At 67.7% G+C, this 18,159-nt stretch carries 18 protein-coding genes and 1 pseudogene; 13 read left to right on the top strand and 6 right to left on the bottom strand.

Annotation, left to right across the window (positions count from 1 at the left end):
* Positions 1-119 precede the first annotated feature (119 nt).
* Entirely contained in the window at positions 120-1,436 is a 1,317-nt protein-coding gene (locus OIE53_RS11175; protein ID WP_327026539.1) for a hemolysin family protein, read from the top strand.
* A 72-nt stretch (positions 1,437-1,508) separates the two neighbouring features.
* Positions 1,509-2,309, top strand: a complete 801-nt coding sequence (locus OIE53_RS11170; RefSeq protein ID WP_327026538.1) for a hypothetical protein — start codon at positions 1,509-1,511, stop codon at positions 2,307-2,309.
* Positions 2,310-2,720: 411 nt separating this feature from the next.
* Here the strand turns inward: OIE53_RS11170 and OIE53_RS11165 are convergent, their stop codons facing one another.
* Positions 2,721-3,716 (bottom strand): NAD-dependent epimerase/dehydratase family protein, encoded by a 996-nt coding sequence (locus OIE53_RS11165; protein ID WP_327026537.1) that lies wholly within the window; start codon positions 3,714-3,716, stop codon positions 2,721-2,723.
* Positions 3,717-3,845: 129 nt separating this feature from the next.
* Between OIE53_RS11165 and OIE53_RS11160 the strand changes: the two genes are divergently transcribed.
* Both OIE53_RS11160 and OIE53_RS11155 read left to right on the top strand, forming a co-directional pair.
* Complete coding sequence (locus OIE53_RS11160; protein ID WP_327026536.1) at positions 3,846-4,400, top strand: TetR/AcrR family transcriptional regulator; 555 nt, start codon at positions 3,846-3,848, stop codon at positions 4,398-4,400.
* 126 nt (positions 4,401-4,526) lie between these two features.
* Positions 4,527-5,075: a DUF6993 domain-containing protein gene (locus tag OIE53_RS11155; protein ID WP_327026535.1), complete on the top strand. Its 549-nt coding sequence runs from the start codon at positions 4,527-4,529 to the stop codon at positions 5,073-5,075.
* Positions 5,076-5,206: 131 nt separating this feature from the next.
* Here the strand turns inward: OIE53_RS11155 and OIE53_RS11150 are convergent, their stop codons facing one another.
* The 3 genes from OIE53_RS11150 to OIE53_RS11140 form a co-directional block, all read right to left on the bottom strand.
* A complete protein-coding gene (locus tag OIE53_RS11150; protein ID WP_327026534.1) occupies positions 5,207-5,749 on the bottom strand; it encodes a PspC domain-containing protein in 543 nt (180 codons plus the stop codon).
* Between the two features lie 4 nt (positions 5,750-5,753).
* Positions 5,754-6,077 carry a PadR family transcriptional regulator gene (locus OIE53_RS11145; protein WP_327026533.1) on the bottom strand — a complete coding sequence of 108 codons (324 nt, stop codon included), beginning with the start codon at positions 6,075-6,077 and terminating at the stop codon, positions 5,754-5,756.
* Between the two features lie 107 nt (positions 6,078-6,184).
* Positions 6,185-6,565, bottom strand: a complete 381-nt coding sequence (locus OIE53_RS11140) for a GntR family transcriptional regulator (protein WP_327026532.1) — start codon at positions 6,563-6,565, stop codon at positions 6,185-6,187.
* A gap of 167 nt (positions 6,566-6,732) precedes the next feature.
* On the opposite strand from OIE53_RS11140, the gene OIE53_RS11135 reads away from it, so the two are divergent.
* The 3 genes from OIE53_RS11135 (at position 6,733) to OIE53_RS11125 (ending at position 9,134) form a co-directional block, all read left to right on the top strand.
* Positions 6,733-7,680 carry a DUF5996 family protein gene (locus tag OIE53_RS11135; protein WP_327026531.1) on the top strand — a complete coding sequence of 316 codons (948 nt, stop codon included), beginning with the start codon at positions 6,733-6,735 and terminating at the stop codon, positions 7,678-7,680.
* A 43-nt stretch (positions 7,681-7,723) separates the two neighbouring features.
* Complete coding sequence (locus OIE53_RS11130) at positions 7,724-8,095, top strand: ArsR/SmtB family transcription factor (RefSeq protein ID WP_327026530.1); 372 nt, start codon at positions 7,724-7,726, stop codon at positions 8,093-8,095.
* Positions 8,096-8,405: 310 nt separating this feature from the next.
* A complete protein-coding gene (locus tag OIE53_RS11125; protein ID WP_327026529.1) occupies positions 8,406-9,134 on the top strand; it encodes a hypothetical protein in 729 nt (242 codons plus the stop codon).
* 122 nt (positions 9,135-9,256) lie between these two features.
* On the opposite strand, the gene OIE53_RS11120 is transcribed toward OIE53_RS11125, so the two are convergent.
* Positions 9,257-9,745 (bottom strand): VanZ family protein, encoded by a 489-nt coding sequence (locus OIE53_RS11120; protein ID WP_327026528.1) that lies wholly within the window; start codon positions 9,743-9,745, stop codon positions 9,257-9,259.
* A 133-nt stretch (positions 9,746-9,878) separates the two neighbouring features.
* On the opposite strand from OIE53_RS11120, the gene OIE53_RS11115 reads away from it, so the two are divergent.
* The gene (locus tag OIE53_RS11115) at positions 9,879-10,598 is read left to right on the top strand and encodes a GNAT family N-acetyltransferase (protein ID WP_327026527.1); all 720 of its coding nucleotides are present in this window, start codon (positions 9,879-9,881) and stop codon (positions 10,596-10,598) included.
* Between the two features lie 77 nt (positions 10,599-10,675).
* On the opposite strand, the gene OIE53_RS11110 is transcribed toward OIE53_RS11115, so the two are convergent.
* Positions 10,676-11,185 carry an O-acetyl-ADP-ribose deacetylase gene (locus OIE53_RS11110; protein ID WP_327026526.1) on the bottom strand — a complete coding sequence of 170 codons (510 nt, stop codon included), beginning with the start codon at positions 11,183-11,185 and terminating at the stop codon, positions 10,676-10,678.
* A 468-nt stretch (positions 11,186-11,653) separates the two neighbouring features.
* On the opposite strand from OIE53_RS11110, the pseudogene OIE53_RS11105 reads away from it, so the two are divergent.
* The 5 genes and pseudogenes from OIE53_RS11105 to OIE53_RS11085 form a co-directional block, all read left to right on the top strand.
* Positions 11,654-11,998: pseudogene (locus tag OIE53_RS11105) on the top strand (S1 RNA-binding domain-containing protein); the annotation flags it as partial.
* 53 nt (positions 11,999-12,051) lie between these two features.
* Complete coding sequence (locus OIE53_RS11100; protein WP_327026525.1) at positions 12,052-12,435, top strand: PadR family transcriptional regulator; 384 nt, start codon at positions 12,052-12,054, stop codon at positions 12,433-12,435.
* Positions 12,432-13,325, top strand: a complete 894-nt coding sequence (locus OIE53_RS11095) for a hypothetical protein (protein WP_327026524.1) — start codon at positions 12,432-12,434, stop codon at positions 13,323-13,325. The genes OIE53_RS11100 and OIE53_RS11095 overlap by 4 nt, the downstream gene beginning before the upstream one ends.
* 119 nt (positions 13,326-13,444) lie before the next feature.
* Positions 13,445-14,158: a class I SAM-dependent methyltransferase gene (locus OIE53_RS11090; RefSeq protein ID WP_327026523.1), complete on the top strand. Its 714-nt coding sequence runs from the start codon at positions 13,445-13,447 to the stop codon at positions 14,156-14,158.
* Positions 14,159-14,413: 255 nt separating this feature from the next.
* Entirely contained in the window at positions 14,414-18,013 is a 3,600-nt protein-coding gene (locus OIE53_RS11085) for a LamG domain-containing protein (RefSeq protein ID WP_393339659.1), read from the top strand.
* The last annotated feature ends 146 nt before the right edge of the window (positions 18,014-18,159 follow it).

The following is an 18,159-nucleotide window of genomic DNA, read 5'->3' as shown; positions in this document are numbered from 1 at the left end:
GAGAACGGGCGCAAGCCTGCCCGCTGAACCCGCAACATGGGGGAGTCGGCACCGTGTATCGACCCGCCGCCGCGGTCGAGGCTCCGGACGGTGTCGGTCAAGGAGGCGTCGAACGGGCCGTGGATGGCTATGGCGTACGGGTCGTGTTGGTGTTGGTGTTGGTCTTGGTGAACGCGGTGTTCGCGGGTAGCGAGATGGCGTTGGTGTCGCTGCGGGAGAGCCAGCTGCAGCGTCTGGAGCGCACCTCCCGGGCGGGGCGGGTGTTGGCGAGGCTGGCGCGGGATCCCAACCGATTTCTGGCCACCATTCAGATCGGCATCACCCTGGCCGGGTTTCTGGCCTCGGCGGCTGCGGCGGTGTCACTGGCGGCGCCGCTGGTGGGGCCGCTGGGGTTCCTGGGATCGGCGGCGGAGCCGGTAGCGATCGTGCTGGTCACCATCGTGCTGACCTTCGTCACCCTGGTGCTGGGTGAGCTGGCGCCTAAGCGGATCGCGATGCAGCGGGCGGAGGGGTGGGCTCTGTTTGTCGCCCGTCCGTTGGACGCGTTGTCGGCGTTCTCCCGTCCGGCGGTGTGGCTGTTGAGCAAGGCCAGCGATGCGGTGGTGCGGTTGACCGGCGGGGACCCACGGGCCCGCCGTCAGGAGGTCACCACCGAGGAACTGCGGGACATCGTGGCCTCGCAGCGTAACCTCACCCCGGAACACCGCATGATCATCTCTGGGGCGTTCGAGGTGGCCGAGCGGATCCTGCGGGAGATCCTCGTCCCGCGCCGCGAGGTCGTCACCCTGTCCGAGTCACTGACCGCGCGGCAGGCGTTGCGGGAGTTGGGCCGGTCGGGGCAGACCCGCGCGCCGGTCGTGGGCCGCGCCGGCCTGGACGAGACCCTCGGCGTGGTGCACATGCGTGACCTGCTCGACCAGGAGGGCTCGGTCGCCGAGCACGTCAGCGCGCCGCTGTATCTGCCGGAGACGTTGCGGGTCACCGAGGCGATTCGGGAGATGCGGTCGCAGCGGCAGCAGTTCGCCCTCGTGGTGGACGAGCGTGGTGCCATCGACGGCATCGTGACGATGGAGGACCTGGTCGAGGAGATCGTCGGGGAGATCTACGACGAAACCGACCGGGATGTGCAGGCGGTCGTACGGGAGGTGGACGGGGCGCTGCTGTTGACGGGTGGTTTCCCGCTGCACGACCTACCGGACGTGGGTGTCGACCTGGATGAGGACACCCTCGAGTCCGGCGACTACACGACGGTGGCGGGACTTGTCCTGGCACACCTCGGTCACATTCCCAAGGCGCCCGGCGAAGTGGTCGAGCTGCCGGGCCTGACCGCCGAGGTGGTCGAGGTGACAGGCCAGGCCATAACCCGAATACGCCTGCGACCCACACCGCGACGCCCCGACGGCCCTGACACGGACGAAACCGAGGTGGAGTCTTGACCGACGAGCGCCTACGCGAGACCGGCCGCGCCGTGCCCCGGCGACGTACCGATGAAGTGGCATGGATGAATCGTGGCAGGTGAGCAGGGCAACCGGTTGATCATTGAGCACGAGGAGGTCATCGGAGTCGACTATTCCGCCGATGGATTAACTGGATTGGTCGGTGTTGGTGCCCGCTTCGTGCGGTGCCGCTTCGACGGGCTCTGGTTTCAGTATGTGGCGCTGGGCTCCGGCATGGAGCTGTCGCAGTACGTCGAGTGCTCCTTCGACGGCGCGGTGCTCACCGGCACGGCCGGATATTCGCGGTTTATCGGCTGCACCTTCCGGAACGCGGAGATCCGCGATTTGACGGCGGATTACCTGGAGCTTGTTGAATGCGTGTTTACAGGGCGGATTCAGTCGACGACCTTCTGGGGCGCCCCACCGCCCGGCTCCGCCGAGCGGTTTACGAGCAACTTGGCGTTCCTTGCCAAGCAGGGACGGGCGGAGCCGCCGGGATATCGCGCGCTTGCCCTGCGAGAGTCCAACAAGTTCCACGGCAACGACTTCTCCGGGGTCGACCTGGTCGGTGTGGACTTCCGCTACGGCATCGACCTGACCAGGCAGCGCCTACCGGCCGGTTCAGACTACCTATACCTTGAAGACGCCGATGCCGCTCTGCATCGTGCGCTTGCGCTGCTGGTCGACCGGCCGGCAGACGATCTCACGGCTCGGGTCGAGCGGTCGCTGCGGCGGATGCTCGACCGGGAGATCAGCACCGGCCAACGACAACTGCTGTTCCGCGAGGTGGACTACTCGAACAAGGGGGTGTTGAAGCCACCCGCCCGGCTCATGTTCGATCTCCTGCGGGAGGCCGCCGGCCCACTGCCCTGAACCCACACGGGCCCGTCCGTGCCCGGTTCGCGTGGCCGTGCGTTGCTGCGGACGCGTCCGAGATCCCGGGGCCGGCCCCGCACCGGGGATGCCTTTGGGCATGCCTGCCGTGGCGTGGTGTCCGAGGACGGGGTCGGTGGGGCAGGGGAGGGGAGCACCGTCGGGAGGCGGGTGGTGGGCTGGTCGTCCCTGGTGGTGCGGCGACGTGAGCCTGACCGTCTAGGTGGTGCGGGTCCCGGTGGTGCGGGAGAGGGCGTGTCCGGGCGGGTGGTGGTCGTGGCGGGGCCGGTGGCAGGTGTTCATCGCACCGGTCCGACACCGCGACCCCCTGATGCCCGATCAGTCCCACGCGTTGCCTGAATATCAGGCAGCGCCGGTCGGCCGCCCAGCTCCGCGGGCATCACGATCCCGCTATCGTTCAAGGGCCGCCATCCGGCGAAGACCTTCGTCGACGGTGATCGTCGGCTGGTACTCCAGGTGGGTCCGGGCGCGCGTGATGTCGTAGACGCGGTCGCGGCCCATGAAGGTGACGATCCATTGGGTGAGCGGTGGCGGCGTGGCACTGCGGCGGGCCTTGGCGACGGTCTCCATGATCGTGGCGATGGCCGAGGCGATCGCCCGGGGGTAGCTGCGGCTGCTGCTCACGTCGTGGCCCCGGGTGGCAAGCAGCGGGGTGAAGAAGGTGCGGGCCGGCCGGGGGTTGCCGTCGGTGACATAGCAGACGAGGCCGTGGTTTCCCCGTGTCATGGCCAAGGCGACGGCGTGGGCAAGGTTGTCGAAATGGCAGAAGTCGACCGTGTGCTGCCCGCCGTCGATCCAGGCGAACCGGCCGGCCTCGACAGAGTCGACGAATCCTTGCAGGTTGCCGGCCGTGCCGTGGCCCCAGAGGAAGGGCGGTCGGAGGATCACCAGCGTGGTCTCTGCGTGGGGGAGCGCGAGAAGTTCCTGCTCGGTGCGCAGCTTTACTCGGCTGTAAGCGATGTTCGCCCGGCCGGTGTCGGAGGTTTCGTTAACGATGTTCAGGTGTCTGGTGCCGGTGGAGACGCTGGCGGCCGAGAGCAGGACGAAGCGTTTCACCCCTGCGGCTACCGCGGCCCGGTACAGGGCGCGGGCGGGCAGCAGGTTGCGCTCGACGAACAGTTCGTCGGGCCCCCAGAACTCCATGAAGGCCGCCGCGTGGACCACCGCGTCGACCTCGTCGAGGGTGTTCAGCCACGCCGGCGCCTCGGCGCCGCTCCGGAGGGCTTCCGTCAGGTCACCGCGTACCGGCCGAGCGCCTGCGGCCGCGACCGCTTTCTCTGCCGGGGCCGACCTCGCGAGCGCGTGCACGGTGTGCCCGTCGGCCACGAGCCTGCGGATGATCACACCGCCGGCGGAGCCGGAGCCGCCTGTGAGAAATACGTCCATGAGATCCTCCACCACCGAGACGCGTTCTGTTGACGCTGTCACCTGAATGAAGTGTGGGTGGCTGAGCTGACAATGTCAACCGATGGGTTGACGTTGTCAACTAGATAGCATGGAGTGGTGATCAGTCGCGTGGAGTCCGCTGCCGCCACCCGTCGTTCCCTGCTCGACGCGGCCGCCGGCTTGCTGGACGAGGGTGGACCGGAGGCGGTGACGCTGCGGGCAGTGGGTGCGCGGGCCGGCGTGAGTCGCGGAGCGCCCTACCGCCACTTCGCCGACAAGGGCGACCTGTTGACCGCGGTCGCGGCGGAGGCATGGGATCGGTTGGCGGATCGGGCCGTGGAATGGGCCGCCGATCCTTTGACTCCGGCGGAGGAGAAGCTACGGAAAATGCTCACCGGGCTCCTTGCCGTCGGCCGCGAGCAGCCACATCTGTATCGACTGATGCACCAGGCGCCCGCCAGTGACGAGGTGCTGCGCGCGGCATCGCGAAGCCAAGGCCCGTTCGTGGCCGTCCTGAGCGATCTGGTCGGTGAGGACCAGGCCCATCGCTACGGGGCGCTGCTACTCACCAGCGTGCACGGGATAATCGGGATGGAGGCCAGCGGCCAGCTCACCGCCGACAAGTGGCACACCGACGCCGACGACATCCTGACCCTCCTGACCGGAATGATCGGCGATCGCTGAGCAAGAACGGAATGGCCGCCCACCGTGGGGCGATCCTGGACCGCAGCGTGACAGGTGACATCGGGAGAGCGACCGCACCTCGTACCATCAGATTTTCTCGATACCGGAACACGGCGGGGGTCGGGTATGCGGGCAGGAATGGTCACCTGGTCGGCGGCTGCCGTCGCGCTCGCCGTGCTGGCGCTCGGCTGCGCGGCCCCGGGCACCCGGGACGGCGACGGGCAGGCAATGCCCACGGATGCGTCGTCGCCGGCAGTGTCGTCGTCGCCCGCAGCGGTGGCGGAGCCGACCGGTCGGCAGCCAGACGCACCTCCGAACCATGCCGACAACAACGGCTGGAAGCAGCGCCATGAACTGTCCGCTGCGGATGAGCGCGCCGGGCGGGACCTCGCCGCGCGGATCCGACCTTCGCTTGAGGCGCTACGCGCCGCCGGGGACTTCGCGCCGACGTCCACCCAGCAGGCGCTGCTGGATCTGGGTCTCCCGGCAGACGCGATCGAGGTCACCGCCATGCGACCGCCGATCGGGCAGGAAACCCCACCACCGGGAGCGGTGTACGCGGTTCGGTTCGGAACCGTGGGCTGTGTGATCGGGGACGTACGGCCTGACCGAGTCATGGTCGAGGTCACCGGCTCGGCGGCCGAATTCGGCTGCCTGGAGCCGTTCTCGCACTGACGCCATCCCACCCCCGGTAGGGTGCCAGGCGAATAGGGCGGCCCATGGTGAGAGATGTCGGTTGAAGTGGGCAGGATGACTGACGCCGACCAGACCTCTACGACTCACCAGTCGCGACCGTCGCCATCGACTCATCGGCGTAGCCGCACGTCATTGCGGGGCGTATCCCGTTGGCGTTCGTAGTCGGCGACCGTGGGGACGACGGGGAGCACGAGCAGCAGGACCAGGTACACCACGGCGAGTAGACCACCGGTGACCATGCTCAGCAGCAGCACGACCGTTCGTACCCAGTCGACGCGGAATTCGCCGTACGCCGCGACGCCGACGCAGATACCGCCGAACCATTTGCCCTCGTGGATCCGGCACCAGAACCGCCCGCGTGATCCTCCCTCGGCGGGAGGCGGGGCGGGGCGTACCGGGCTGACCGGCCCGAGGTCGGCCAGGATCGCGGCCATCTGCGTACCGGTCACCGGGTTGTCGCCTGATTCCGCGAGGGTGCTCAACCGGTCGCCGATCGCGGACTCGAGATCTCGGACGATCTCGTCGGCGTCCGGGTCGGAGCGCAGCGCGTGCCGCGCATCATCGAGGTACTGCCGCAGGGTGTCGCGTGCTCCGGCGGTGGCGGGAAAGGCCATTGCATGCCCGGTGAGGCGGATGGATACCGGATCGCTCATGGGGTCACCGTCCAATGGTGTTGATCGCGCGGGTCAGCTCGTTCCAGTACTCCCGGAATGCGGTGAGCTGGGTTCTGCCGGCGTCGGTGAGGGAGAAGTACTTCCGGGGTGGTCCCGTCGGCGACTCACGCCACTCGTGGTGTACGAGTCCGTCTCGCCGGAGCTTGCTCAGCAGCGGATAGAGCGTGCCCTCCTGGGCTGGGAAGTCCGCCTCCTGTAGCGCGGCGAGGATCTCCGCCGCGTACCGCTGCTGGGACTCGACGGTAGCTAGTACGAGTGGCTCGAGCAGGCCGCGCCGCAACGCCACGAGCTTCGGATCGGTCTGCATGTGGGTACCTTGTCACAACAAGGTACCTGTGGCAATGCAAGCCCGTGATCTCCTGCCGCTGAGTGGGGCTGGCTCTGCGGGAGACCGAGGGTTTCGCTGCTGAAGAACTAGTGGGGTGACGAGGAACGAGACGGTCCCACGCCCAGTGCCGCCTCGACGATCCGGACGGCCTCGGCGGGGTCGATACCGACACTGGTGATGACCGCCGCGTAGTCGCGGGCGGCGCTGCGGGCCCGGTCGAGGGCCTGTTCGCCGGCGGCCGAGACGAACGAGCCGGCCCGCCCGTGGGTCTCGATCAACCCGGCCTCCTCCAGTTCCCGGTACGCCCGAGCGACCGTGTTCGCGGCCAGGCCCAGATCGGCCGCGAGCCTGCGGATCGTCGGCAGTTTCGTGCCGACGGCCAGCGAGCGGTCCTGGATCTGCCGGGCGAGCTGGGCCCGGAGCTGCTCGTACGGCGGCGTCGGTGAGGCTGCGTCGATGACGATCACCGGACGAGCATGACGCGCCGGGCTGCAGTCCCGCTACCCGGGGTCTGGCCTGGAAGGAGCAACACGGCCGGTCAGTGAATCGACGGTGCTATGTAGGTGCCGGCCCGCAGGGCACGATTACGACGACCAGCCACCCTCGCGTTACAGCGCCAAGGATGTGAGTAGCGATGACAAGCCCGGCACCGACGAGCTGGCCGAGCCTGCGGGTCTCGGACTGGACCGACACCCGCGACACCCTGCACATGTGGACCCAGATCGTGGGCAAGATCCGCATGGCACACGCTCCGATGCTCAACCACTGGTGGCAGGTCACCCTTTACGTCAGCCCGCGCGGGCTGACGACCTCGACCATCCCGTACCGCACGGGTGCCTTCGAGATCGAGTTCGATTTCCTCGGTCACCAGCTCGACGTGCGGACCAGCAGCGGCGACGCGCGGAGCCTCCCGCTTCGGCCGATGCCGGTCGCCGAGTTCTACGCCCAGCTCCTGGACCTGCTCGATCAGCTCGGGATCGAGGCGCCGATCCGGCCGCGCCCCAACGAGGTCGACCCGGCGATCCCCTTCGCCGAGGACTGCGAGCACGCCTCCTACGACGGCGAGGCGGTCACCCTGTTCTGGCGACAACTGCTCCAGGCGAACCGAGTGATCGGCGAATTCCGGTCCTACTTCGTGGGCAAGGTCAGCCCGGTGCACTTCTTCTGGGGCGGGATGGACCTCGCCTGCACCCGCTTTTCCGGCCGGTCGGCCCCGCCGCATCCCGGGGGCATGCCCAACTGCGCGGACTGGGTCATGGCCGAGGGGTACTCCCGCGAGCTATCCAGCTGCGGATTCTGGCCCGGAGGCGGCGAGGAAGGTGCCTTCTACTCCTACGCCTATCCCGAACCCGACGGGTTCTCCGAGCAGCCGATCGGTCCCGACGGCGCGTACTTCAGTACGGAGTTCAAGCAGTTCCTGCTGCCGTACGAGGTCGCCCGCGCCGCACCGGATCCGGACCGTGCGGTCGCCGAGTTCCTCCACACCACCTACAAGGCAGCAGCGGACCGGGGACACTGGGACCGCTCCGCGCTGGAGGACGACCCGTTTCGGTGGCACAACCGCCTCGCGACCTCCGGGTGATCCTGCCCTCGTTCATCAGCTGATTGGGGGGTTTGCTGCAACGATGCGAGACGTGGGAACTGTGAAGACTACGCCGCCTGCCATCTCGCCCCTCGCCGGCGAGCCGATCGACCGTGCCGATGCCGAACGCCTCGCGGGGGTGCTGAAGGCGTTCGCCGACCCGGCCCGGCTGCGACTGCTCAGCCTGATCCAGTCGGCTCCAGAGGGAGAGGCCTCGGTCAGTGACCTCACCGAGCCTCTCGGGCTCTCCCAGCCGACCGTCAGTCATCACCTGCGGATCCTCACCGAGGCCGGCCTGCTCGAGCGTGACAAGCGCGGCGTCTGGGCGTACTACCGTCTCGTGCCGTCCGCCATCGCCACAGTCGCCGACCTGTTGACCCCGCCCCGCAAACGAGCAACGAAGAAGTCCCGCTGACCGACGCCTCGAAGACCACACCACTCGTCACACACGCACCGACTGCCGCGTCGTCGGAAACCGCGCATTGCCGGCGGCATCAGGGGACGCCCCGGTCGACCTCGGTGCCGTAGTCGGTGAGTAGGTCGTCGAGATATTCCTCGTGTCCGAGTGCCTGGCCTTGGGCGACGACGACCGCGACCTCCTCCACGCCGACCAGCATCGCGGGCCATCGACACCACACGAGTTGATCGCGTACGAATCGCAATGCACCACGACGCAGCAAGGCTGGCAGGGTCGGCGACGTGGAGTGACCGGAGAGAATGTATGGGTGGATCCCACGAACTTGCACTGGGCGTCACGCCGGTATCTGATGACGCGATACGAGGAACTTCAGAGCGAGTACGGTCGGCTGCCCGACGGGGGCCGCCGCGCTGATGGGTACCACTACACCACCGAAGCGAAGCGGATCTTCCCCCGCTACAACGTCGTGGAAGCCATGCTCATGGCGGTTGAGCGAATTGACCCGGATCGGGTTCCCGCCGTCGACGTACTGGTCAGCATGATGCTGGCGGCTGCCGACGGTGGGGACTTCCCGCTCACTGAGCCGCCCTACGACGAGGTCGAAGCACAGGCCGTGACCGATGAGCGCCGGCTGTTCGCTGCGAAGGTGCAGCATTGGGCGGCGCAGCCCGAATTCCGCACCGACCCGGTCCCGTATCGGCGCGTGCTCACGCGCGAGGAGTCATCGGCCTGGCGGACGTCACTGCAGCAGCGATGGGGGGTGCAGAACGGCTGGTGGCACCCGATGCTCGGTAGTTCGGTTCCACACGACGTGCTGGTGCTGGCTGAGGAGTCGATGTGGGAGGGCGACGGCGTTGATCAGGTTCGCCGAGTACTGCGAGAGTTGGGCCGACCGCGGGTAGTCGAGTTGGGCGAGTATGGGGCCGACTACCTGCTGGATGTCGAGATCGTCGCCCCGCGGTACGCTCTCGTGGCGACCTGGCCTGAGGTCGACCGGTGGCGGTGGCCCGGATGGCAGGCACTCGACCATAAGTGAGCGCCGTCTTCCGTATCGAAGCGCGAGACGAACTCAGCACCGCACCGCAAGCGCGGACGATCAGGTGAGCTCGCCAGCGCGCGGATCGCTGTACGGTGACCGGCCCGGTGACCGGGAGGGGCCTACTCCGATGGCGGTACGGGCAGCAGGCGATCGGGAGTGGGCAGCCGACACGCCGCGAGAACGGCCAGGCCTGCACCGGTCGTGTTCAACAGCACGTCGTCGATCGACGAGACACGTCCGAGTGCCAGGGCGTACTGCAGTGCTTCCACTGCGGTCGACATGCCTGCGGCCACGATGACCACATGTGTGAGCCGGACCTGCCACCCCAGACCCAGACCGAACCCCACCGCCGCGAACACCAGCAGATTGCCGACGATCTGGAAGAACGCGGTCAGCGGATGGTCGGCGAGGATCTCCACCAGGTCGCGCAGCGGCACCAGCCGCACTTCTCGGGGCGCGTCGAGTGGGGTGAGGACCACCACCAGCCATGGCAGCGTCCAGACCACCATGACCGTCGTGGCCAATGCCCGCCGGACCGCCAGCCCTGCGGGGACACCGCGCCTCCGGTAACAGGTCACGAGGTGACGCGTACCGACCAGGCCGGCCATGACGAGAGCCACCGCAGTCGCCACGACCGGAAGCCAACGCAGGTACCCGCCCGGGATCATCGTGGAGCATCGTAGATGCTGACAGCTGCGAACTCGGTGGCGTGAGCGGTGGACCAGGCGTGAGGATGCGTTCGTGGCCGCTGATGTGTTGCTCGCTCGGGCTCGGGTGGTGTGGCGTGAGTTGGCCGGTGTTCCGATGGCCTTACCCGCTGACGGCGGCGTCGACGTAGCCGTCTCGGCTGAATCGCGGCTGTCTCCGCCGGGCTGGGTCGGAATCGTCGCCTTGGGCGACGCCGCGATCGTCACCCTGCCGGCAGACAATCGGGCCGAGACCGTACGTGGGGTGCTGCGCAGCGTGCCCGTCGAGGAACTGACCGACCCGGACCGGCTCCGCGCCGTACTGCCGGTCGCCGAGGTGCTGGGTCCGGCGAGCCTGGCCTACCTCGACGACGGTGACTTCCAGCCGGTCGGGCTCGACACCGTGGACGTGGTTCCTCGTGCACATGACGATCTTGTCAGGCTCCTGGCCTCCGTTCCCGTGGACGACGCCGACGAGTGCGGGTTGGCTGACATCACCTCTGCGGCGTTCGTGGTGCGCCGCGGCGACCACGTCGTCGCGGCGGCAGGTTACCGGCACTGGCCGGGTATGGCGGCTCACCTGTGCGTCCTCACCAGGCCGGATCATCGCGAGCGCGGACTGGCGCGTGCCGTCGCCTCCGCGGCAGCCGCGGACGGCTTGGCGAACCGCCTGTTACCGCAGTGGCGGGCTCGCCCGGAGCCATCGCGCCGAGTGGCACGGTCGCTGGGATTCCGCCAACTCGGCACCCAGCTGAGCATCCGAATCGGCATCTGAGCCCACACCAGATCGCTGGCTACGCGAGCCTTTGCAGCACAGCACAGGTCACGCTGCCCGTGGCAGTTCCGGACGGATCAACCCGTGGCTGTCAGCGCGGCTTGCAGATGCTCGCAGGCGTCCTCGTCGAACGCGACGAGTCGTACCCGTTGGACGTTTGTCGCTGTTGATCTGATCGTTGCTACGGCGATGCGGGCGGCCTGGTCGGCAGGAAAGCCGTACACGCCGGTGGCGATTGCGGGGAAGGCGACGCTGCGGGCGCCGAGTTCGTCGGCGACCTGCAGGCTCCTGCGGTAACAGGAGGCCAGGACGTCGGCCTCACCGTGGCCGCCGCCCTCCCAGATCGGCCCAACCGCATGGATGACGTGCCGCACCGGTGGGTCGAGGTCGAAGGCCGGGGTAGCCATCGCATCGCCCGGATCGCAGGGGCCGATCGCACCCCCGGCTCGGGCCAGACGGGGCCCGGCAGCGCGGTGGATCGCGCCGTCGACACCACCACCGCCGAGCAGGGACTCGTTGGCCGCCGTGACGATGGCGTCCACGTCCTCTCGCGTGATGTCACCCATTACAACCTCGATGATTGCCACGGCAGAATCGTGACACACCGCTGGCGTGCCGGCCCGCTGTCGCCGAACCGGTGGCCGCCGGTTACGGCGTCGAATTCGTTGTATGGCGCCGGCGTTCCGACCATCGTCGAGCATCGTGAGGCGTTGAAGGTGTCCGCCGGCCGCGTGGAGCGACGGTGGTTCATCTGAGCGTCTGGCCTTGATCGAAGGCGACACGGTGGTACTCGCCCAGGTGGTGCGAGCTGCGCAGGCATGGCACGACGGAGCGTCCTTGACCGAAATCCCTGAGGCCCCTCCGTTCGTCAAACTGACCGGTCGGACCGCTGGTCAGCGTGCCGACATCCCGTAATCTTCGAGTGGGCAGGACAGTTCTGCCGCGTCTGAGGAGCGACCACAGCGCGGCACAGTGGTGCGTGGAATCATCTCCGAGATCCACAACTTCGGCGTCTTCGTGCCTCTCGAGGGGGACCGGCCGGCTCGCCCGGCACTGGGTTCATTCGGATTCCGGAGCTGACCTGGGAGTACTTCTTCGACCCTGGCGACGTGGTGCACGCCGGGCAGCAGGTCACCTGCGAGGTGCTCGACTTCGACGTCACCCGTGGACAGGTACAGCTTTCGCTGAAGGCGTTGCAGGACGATCCGATGGTCACGTTCGCGGACCGGGTCGGTGAGGTGATGTCCGGGCCGGTCATCCAGGTGCCGTTCGGTGTCTTCGTCCGCGTCGCGCCGGGCATCGCGGGACTGCTCCACGAGCCCTCGGCGCAGCGCTTCGCCGGCTCGCTAGGTGCTCAGCCGTTCGTGACGCCGTCTGCTGAGGACGATCAGGTGAGGTGACCACGCTGGATGGTCACCTTGGCTAGATACTCATCTTGCTTGTATTTCAGGTTATGCGATCGACCTCGCGTCCCGCGCTGCGGGAACCGTCGTACTTCGTCCTTGCGGCTCTGCTCGGTGGCCCGCTTCACGGGCATGCCGTGATCAAGCGGGTGACCGAGCTGTCCGACGAGCGGGTGACCCTCGCCGCCGGTTCGCTGTACTCGGTGATCGACCGGCTGCTCGGCGAGGGACTCATCACCGCCGACGGCGAAGAGATCGTCAACGGGCGTGCCCGTCGCTACTACCGGCTCACCGACGAGGGCTACCGCGTACTCGCCGAGGAGGCCGACCGGCTCGCCCGGGCCGCCCGGGTGGTCATGGATCGGCTGCCGCACCGGGGCTTCCCGCTGGGAAGTGCCGATCAACCTTCTATCGTGAGGACCAGGCCAGCATGAGTTCTGATGTTCTGGAGAAGCGGTACCGAATGCTGCTGCGGGCCTATCCGGCCGGTTACCGCCGGGAGCGTGCCGACGAACTGATCGACACGTTGATCGGCGACGAACCGACCACCCGCCGCTGGCCCAGCATCCGGCAGGCGGCCGCACTGATCCGGGGCGGCCTACGGGTGCACGGCGGCAGCACTGCGGCCCGGCCCACCGCCGTGCTGCTCTGGCAGGGGCTTCACCTGGGCGCCATGGCGGTGCTGGCGCTGGGTGTGCTCATCGGCGTGAACGACATCGTCGCGACGTTCCAGTTCGGCGGATCCGCAGACCCCCTGCACGCCCTGCGGAACGAGGGCATCCAGATTGTCATGGCTAGCACGGCGCTGGTGGCGGTCGTCGCGGGCCACGACCGTACCGCCGCCGTCCTGGTGGTGACCGCGGCGGTGGTGCCGATCGTGATCTCTCCGTACCTGTTCCTCAACGGCCTGCCGCAGGTTTGGGCGCCGGTTGTCGCCGCGCCACTGGTCATCGCGGGCCTGTGGCGACCGGCGGACGTGCCGCCTGCGCCCCGGGCCAACGCGCTGCTGGTCATCGCCGGCATACTCGCCCTGCATCTGATCCCGGTGGAAGCCTTCCGCCCCGCCGCGATGAGTTCGCAGATCATTTCCGCCGCCATGGTGATCGTCGCCGTAGCCGCCTTCCTGTGGGTGGCGACAGCCGACCAGCGACTGCTGATCGCCGTCGCCCCGACCCTCCTGCTGGGCACGCTGCACCAACTGGGTAACACCGGAACGGGGGAACTGCTGCGCCGGCCCGACGCCCTGCCGTCCCTGGCCCTCGCGGTTTGCATGGTGGTCGTCGCGGTCGTCTCGACTCGGCTGCGGCAGCGCACCCGCGCCTGACCAGCCACCGGCAGGCGGTATGGCGCAGCCGCTGGATCATGGCGCAGAACGAGGACCTCCGCGTTCTGCGCCACCGCGAGCCGACATCGTGCAGGGGCTCCGGCAGGTACCCTTGGCCGGTGTTCTCGCCCCACGGTCCGTCTCTGCGGGAACTCTGCGTCCAGGCGTTCTCTTCGGTCGAGCGCGGCTATGACCTGCTGGCCCCGAAGTTCGACCACACGCCTTTCCGTACGCCGGACAGCTATCTCCGCGCGACAGCCGACGCGTTGTCCGAACTCGGCCCCTTCGACCAGGGCCTGGACGTGTGCTGCGGCACCGGGGCGGGCATGGCGGTGCTCAGGTCCGTGTGCCGAGCCGGCATCACCGGCGTGGACTTCAGCGCCGGCATGCTCGCCCAGGCACGCAGCGCCCACCCGGACGCCACCTGGGTTCAGGCCGATGCGCGTGCCCTGCCGTTCACCGGAGGCTTCAGCCTGGCCGTCAGCTTCGGAGCGCTCGGGCACTTCCTGCCCACCGAGCGACCGGCCCTCTTCGCGGGCGTCCACCGCGCGCTGCGGCCCGGCGGGATCTTCGCCCTCCCGATCGGTGCACCGCCGCCACTGACCTCGACCGCGCACTGGGCCGCGCTCGGCTTCGACCTGGCCATGCGGGTACGCAACACCGTGTGGCGACCCCCCTTCGTCATGTACTACCGGACCAACCCGCTGCCCGCAGTGCGCGACGACCTGACAGCGGCCGGCTTCACCGTCACCACCGTCGCCCTGACCGCCCTGGGACAGCGCCGTGACGGCAACCCACGGTGCCGGCTAGTCCTCGCCCGACGACCACGCTGAAAGCACGATCCGCGATTACGGACCGCATCCACGGACGCGGGAGCGGTGCGTGAGAGTGACCTGTATCACAACATTGAAGACTATCGAATAGATTGAGATCGCTCTGAGTGATCAAGAGTGGTCCATCCCATCAATTGATCGACATGTAGCGATCAGTGGCGGTGAGTGATGGATCCGCCACCCTGGGGCGGTGCAACCTCGGGGAGGTTGCACCTCTACTGTCGCTGCCACTACTTGCTCTTACGGGGGTGTGTGTTGGGCGTTCGGTGGCGGCGTGGGCTGTCGGCTGGAGTCACAGCCGTGTTGGCTGTTGGAGTGATCGGTGTTCCAGCGCCGGAGCGGGTTGCTGCGGGAGAACGGCAGTGCGTGGATACAGCCGCTTCCGAGGCCGAGGCGAGCGCGCTGGCTACGTCATGCGGGCAGCCCGTCGTGGTGGACGGGTCGCGAACGGAATTCGCCGAGGTCACCGCGCTGCCGGACGGACGGCTGCAATTCGCGTCGTCGGTGGTGCCGCAGCGCACCCGCAAGGACGGCCGGTGGGAGGAGATCGACCTCAACCTGGCCCGAGGCGGGGATGGCTTGTGGCGACCCCGGGCGTCCGTCGCGGATGTGGCGTTCTCGGACGGCGGGCAAGCCGCGCTGGTGACGTTGACGCGAGCCGGGCGCGCGGTCACGCTCTCGTGGCCGGAGGCCCTGCCGGCCCCGACGGCTTCGGGTGACTCGTTGATCTACCCGAACGTGCTTTCCGATGTGGACCTGGTGGTGCGGGCGACGCGGACCGGCTTCACGCACGTTCTGGTGGTCAAGACGCCGGCGGCGGCAGCCCTCCCAGGAGTACGCGCGCCGCGGTTCCGGGTCGGTGGGAACTCCGAGATCGTCCCAGGTCCGGGCGGCAGCTTGCGAGCCATGGCAGGTACTGCTGTCGTCGCCTCGGCGGAACCGGCGGTCATGTGGGATTCTCGGCTGCAAGCCCCCGAGGGAGTCGCGTCGCGAGGTGCGTCGCAGCAAAGCGACCCGTCGACGCCGACGGCGGCCGGAGACGCGGCGCGGGTCGGCGCGGTCGGCGTCGAGGTTTCCGACGGCGATCTGGTGCTGCGTCCGGATGTGGCGCTCCTTGATGATCCGGACGCGGTGTTCCCGCTCTTCGTCGACCCTGCCTGGTCGGTCTTCAAGAGCAAGTGGGCGTACGGAACGAACAACGGCTCATCGAACTCGGACACGAGCAGAGCGCGAGTGGGGTTGAACCCGGACACCGGCGCTCTGTATCGGTCGTACTTCGAGTTCTCGACAACGGCCAACGGGGTGTCCCTCAAGGGTAAGCACATCGAGTCGGCCTACGTGCAGATGAAGCTGGACCATTCCTGGTCCTGCGACGAGACGGTCACGTCGATGTACGCGACCCCGTCGATCAACGCGACGCCGAAGGCGGGTTGGACGACGATGAAGCTGAAGTCGTTCCTGAACACGGCCACCGGGAATGCGAACGAGGCGGGTGGGTGTTCCTCGATCCAACCCGACATGATCATGAACTTCCAAGGAAACAACACCACCGACCACGTAAAGGCAGCCGCAAACGGAAAGTGGAACTCGATCACGGTGGGGTTCACCGGACGAGCGTCAGACGGGTCGGGTGAGTCGACGCAGAGCCGGTGGAAGAAGTTCTACCCCAACGACGCCAAACTGATCGTCGACTACGACAGCAAGCCCGGTGCTCCGCACAGCCTGCAGGTCGCCGGAGTGGCCTGTAATTCCGGGGTGCTGACGGTCGGCACGCTGACCCCGACGTTCTCTGCAGTCTTTCCCGACGCCGACCCCAGCGATTCCTTGACCGGTAGGTTCGAATGGATCGAGGTCCCAGCCGGGGGCATGGGCGCGGTGACGGACACCTACCCGACCCGCAAGAGCGCACCACCGGCGAAGACGGGAATCACTCCCAACACCGAGGCGGAGAGCAACCCAGTAACCATCGCAAAGGGGCCCACGTACGCATTCCGCGCCAAGGGTACCGACAAGGCCCCGTATTCGATCACCGGGCCCTGGTCGTCGTGGTGCCGATTCGCCGCGGACACCACCGTGCCAGAAGCGCCCCGGTTCAGCCTGTTTCCCCCGATGGGTCGTCCTGGCGAGGCCGTATCGATCAGCTTCACTGCTTCATCGGACGTGACCAAGTTCCGCTACGGATGGTCCAACCCGCCGACGACCGAGATAGCCGCCAGCGGCACCACAATTTTTAAGACGGCTACGGCCCGCGTCACCGTGCCAAGCTTCGGACAGAACACCTTCTGGGTTCGCGGCATCGATGCGACTGGCAATCTCGGCAACATCGGGTCCCTCACGTTCAATGCTCTGCCCACCTCACCGGCGATCGCGAAATGGGGCCTGGAGGAGTATCCGGGCATCAACCAGACTGTGGCGCTCGCCGACCAGCAGCCGGCCCGGGGCGGTCAGACCGACCTGATCGCATCGAACGTCAACTGGACCGACGACGTGAGGATGAACGGTGGCAAGACCGTCGGTTTGAACGGTGCCTCCTCGGCGCTGACCACGTCAGGCAGTGTCCTCGATACGAGCGATTCCTTCAGCGTCGCCGCGTGGGTTCGGCTCAACTCGCTGCCGACGACCGGCGACAACGTCGTCGCATCCCAAGCGGGGGTCAACACCGCCGGCTTCCATCTCGGCACCCGGGTGATCGGCTCGCCGGCCACGCCACGCTGGTCCTTTCTGATGAAGGACAGTGACAACCAGTCAAGTACCACCCGCGCGGCATACAGCAGCATCGCCTTGACCGCAGCCGATGTCGGACTATGGACGCATATCACCGGCGTGTATGACAAACCCGCTGGCAAAGTGCGGCTCTACGTCGACGGGGCACTGGCCGCCGAGGTCGATCGGAGCGTGCCACCGTGGACTGCCACGGGCACGTTCGCGGTGGGCCGAGGGTGGAGCTCTGGCGTGGCTGACAACTGGTTCCACGGCAACGTCGCCGATGTCCAAGCCTACGACCGGGTGATCGTGCCAGACGACTTCACCGGTAAACCGGCACACGACCCGACGGCCAGCTGGTTCCACGAGCCAGGGATGCTGACGCCGGTGCAGGTTGGCAACTGGAACTTCGAGGCTGCGACTCCGTGCTACCTGGCCGACTTGAGGGACACCTGCGAGGCACCCGACACGGTGACTGCCTGGGGTCGATGGCTGGCATTGACGCGGGGATCAAGCGTGGGTGCCGGCTATTCCAACAACGGCTCCGGCTTGTGGCTCGATTACGAATACTTCCCGGAGGAGGGATACGTCGAGAGCACCGGAGAGTACGCACGGAGCGCGGTGAAGACGGGCACCACGCCACCGGATGCCGACGGTCTGGAGTTCACCCAGTGGCAGGACAAGCCAGTTCTGCGCACTGACCAGTCGTTCACGATATCGGCCTGGGTGATGCTCGATCGGCTCGACGGCATGCGGACGGCGGTATCCCAGCGAGGAGTGCACGAGAGCGCTACCTGGCTCAAGTTCAACTCCACCCTGGGCAAGTGGCAGTTCCTCGTCAGCGCCGCCGATGCCAACACCACGTCCACGGCCAGCGTCACCTCGACATCGGTTGCCGAGGAGGGCGTGTGGACCCACCTGACCGGGGTGTACGACGCCGGGCGCAAGCAGCTTCGCCTCTATGTCAATGGTGAGCTCGAAGGGGTTACGAGCATCGGGTTCACCCCGATGGCGTCGACCGGCCCGCTGCTGGTGGGTCGCACCCTGTGGAGAGGCGAACTCATGGACCAGTGGACCGGCGGCATCGACGATGTCGCAGTGTTCCAGGGTGCGCTGACGGACGCGGCGGTGTACCTGCTCTACGACTCGTAGCCTCGGCTGGGCTGGGTCGGCACCGCGGCCGGTGCTCGACGCTGCTGACCCAGCCCAGCAGTCGCTCACCCTCCAGCTTTGGCGTGGCCGGACCGGACACGTCGGACCCCTTTCTTCCATTGCTCGTGCCGATATGACCCATCTGC

Origin of the sequence: Micromonospora sp. NBC_01739 (genome assembly GCF_035920385.1) — a bacterium.
Classification (GTDB): domain Bacteria; phylum Actinomycetota; class Actinomycetes; order Mycobacteriales; family Micromonosporaceae; genus Micromonospora.
The sequence above is the reverse complement of the archived record's forward strand: the minus strand, read 5'-3'. Positions and strand labels throughout refer to the sequence as shown.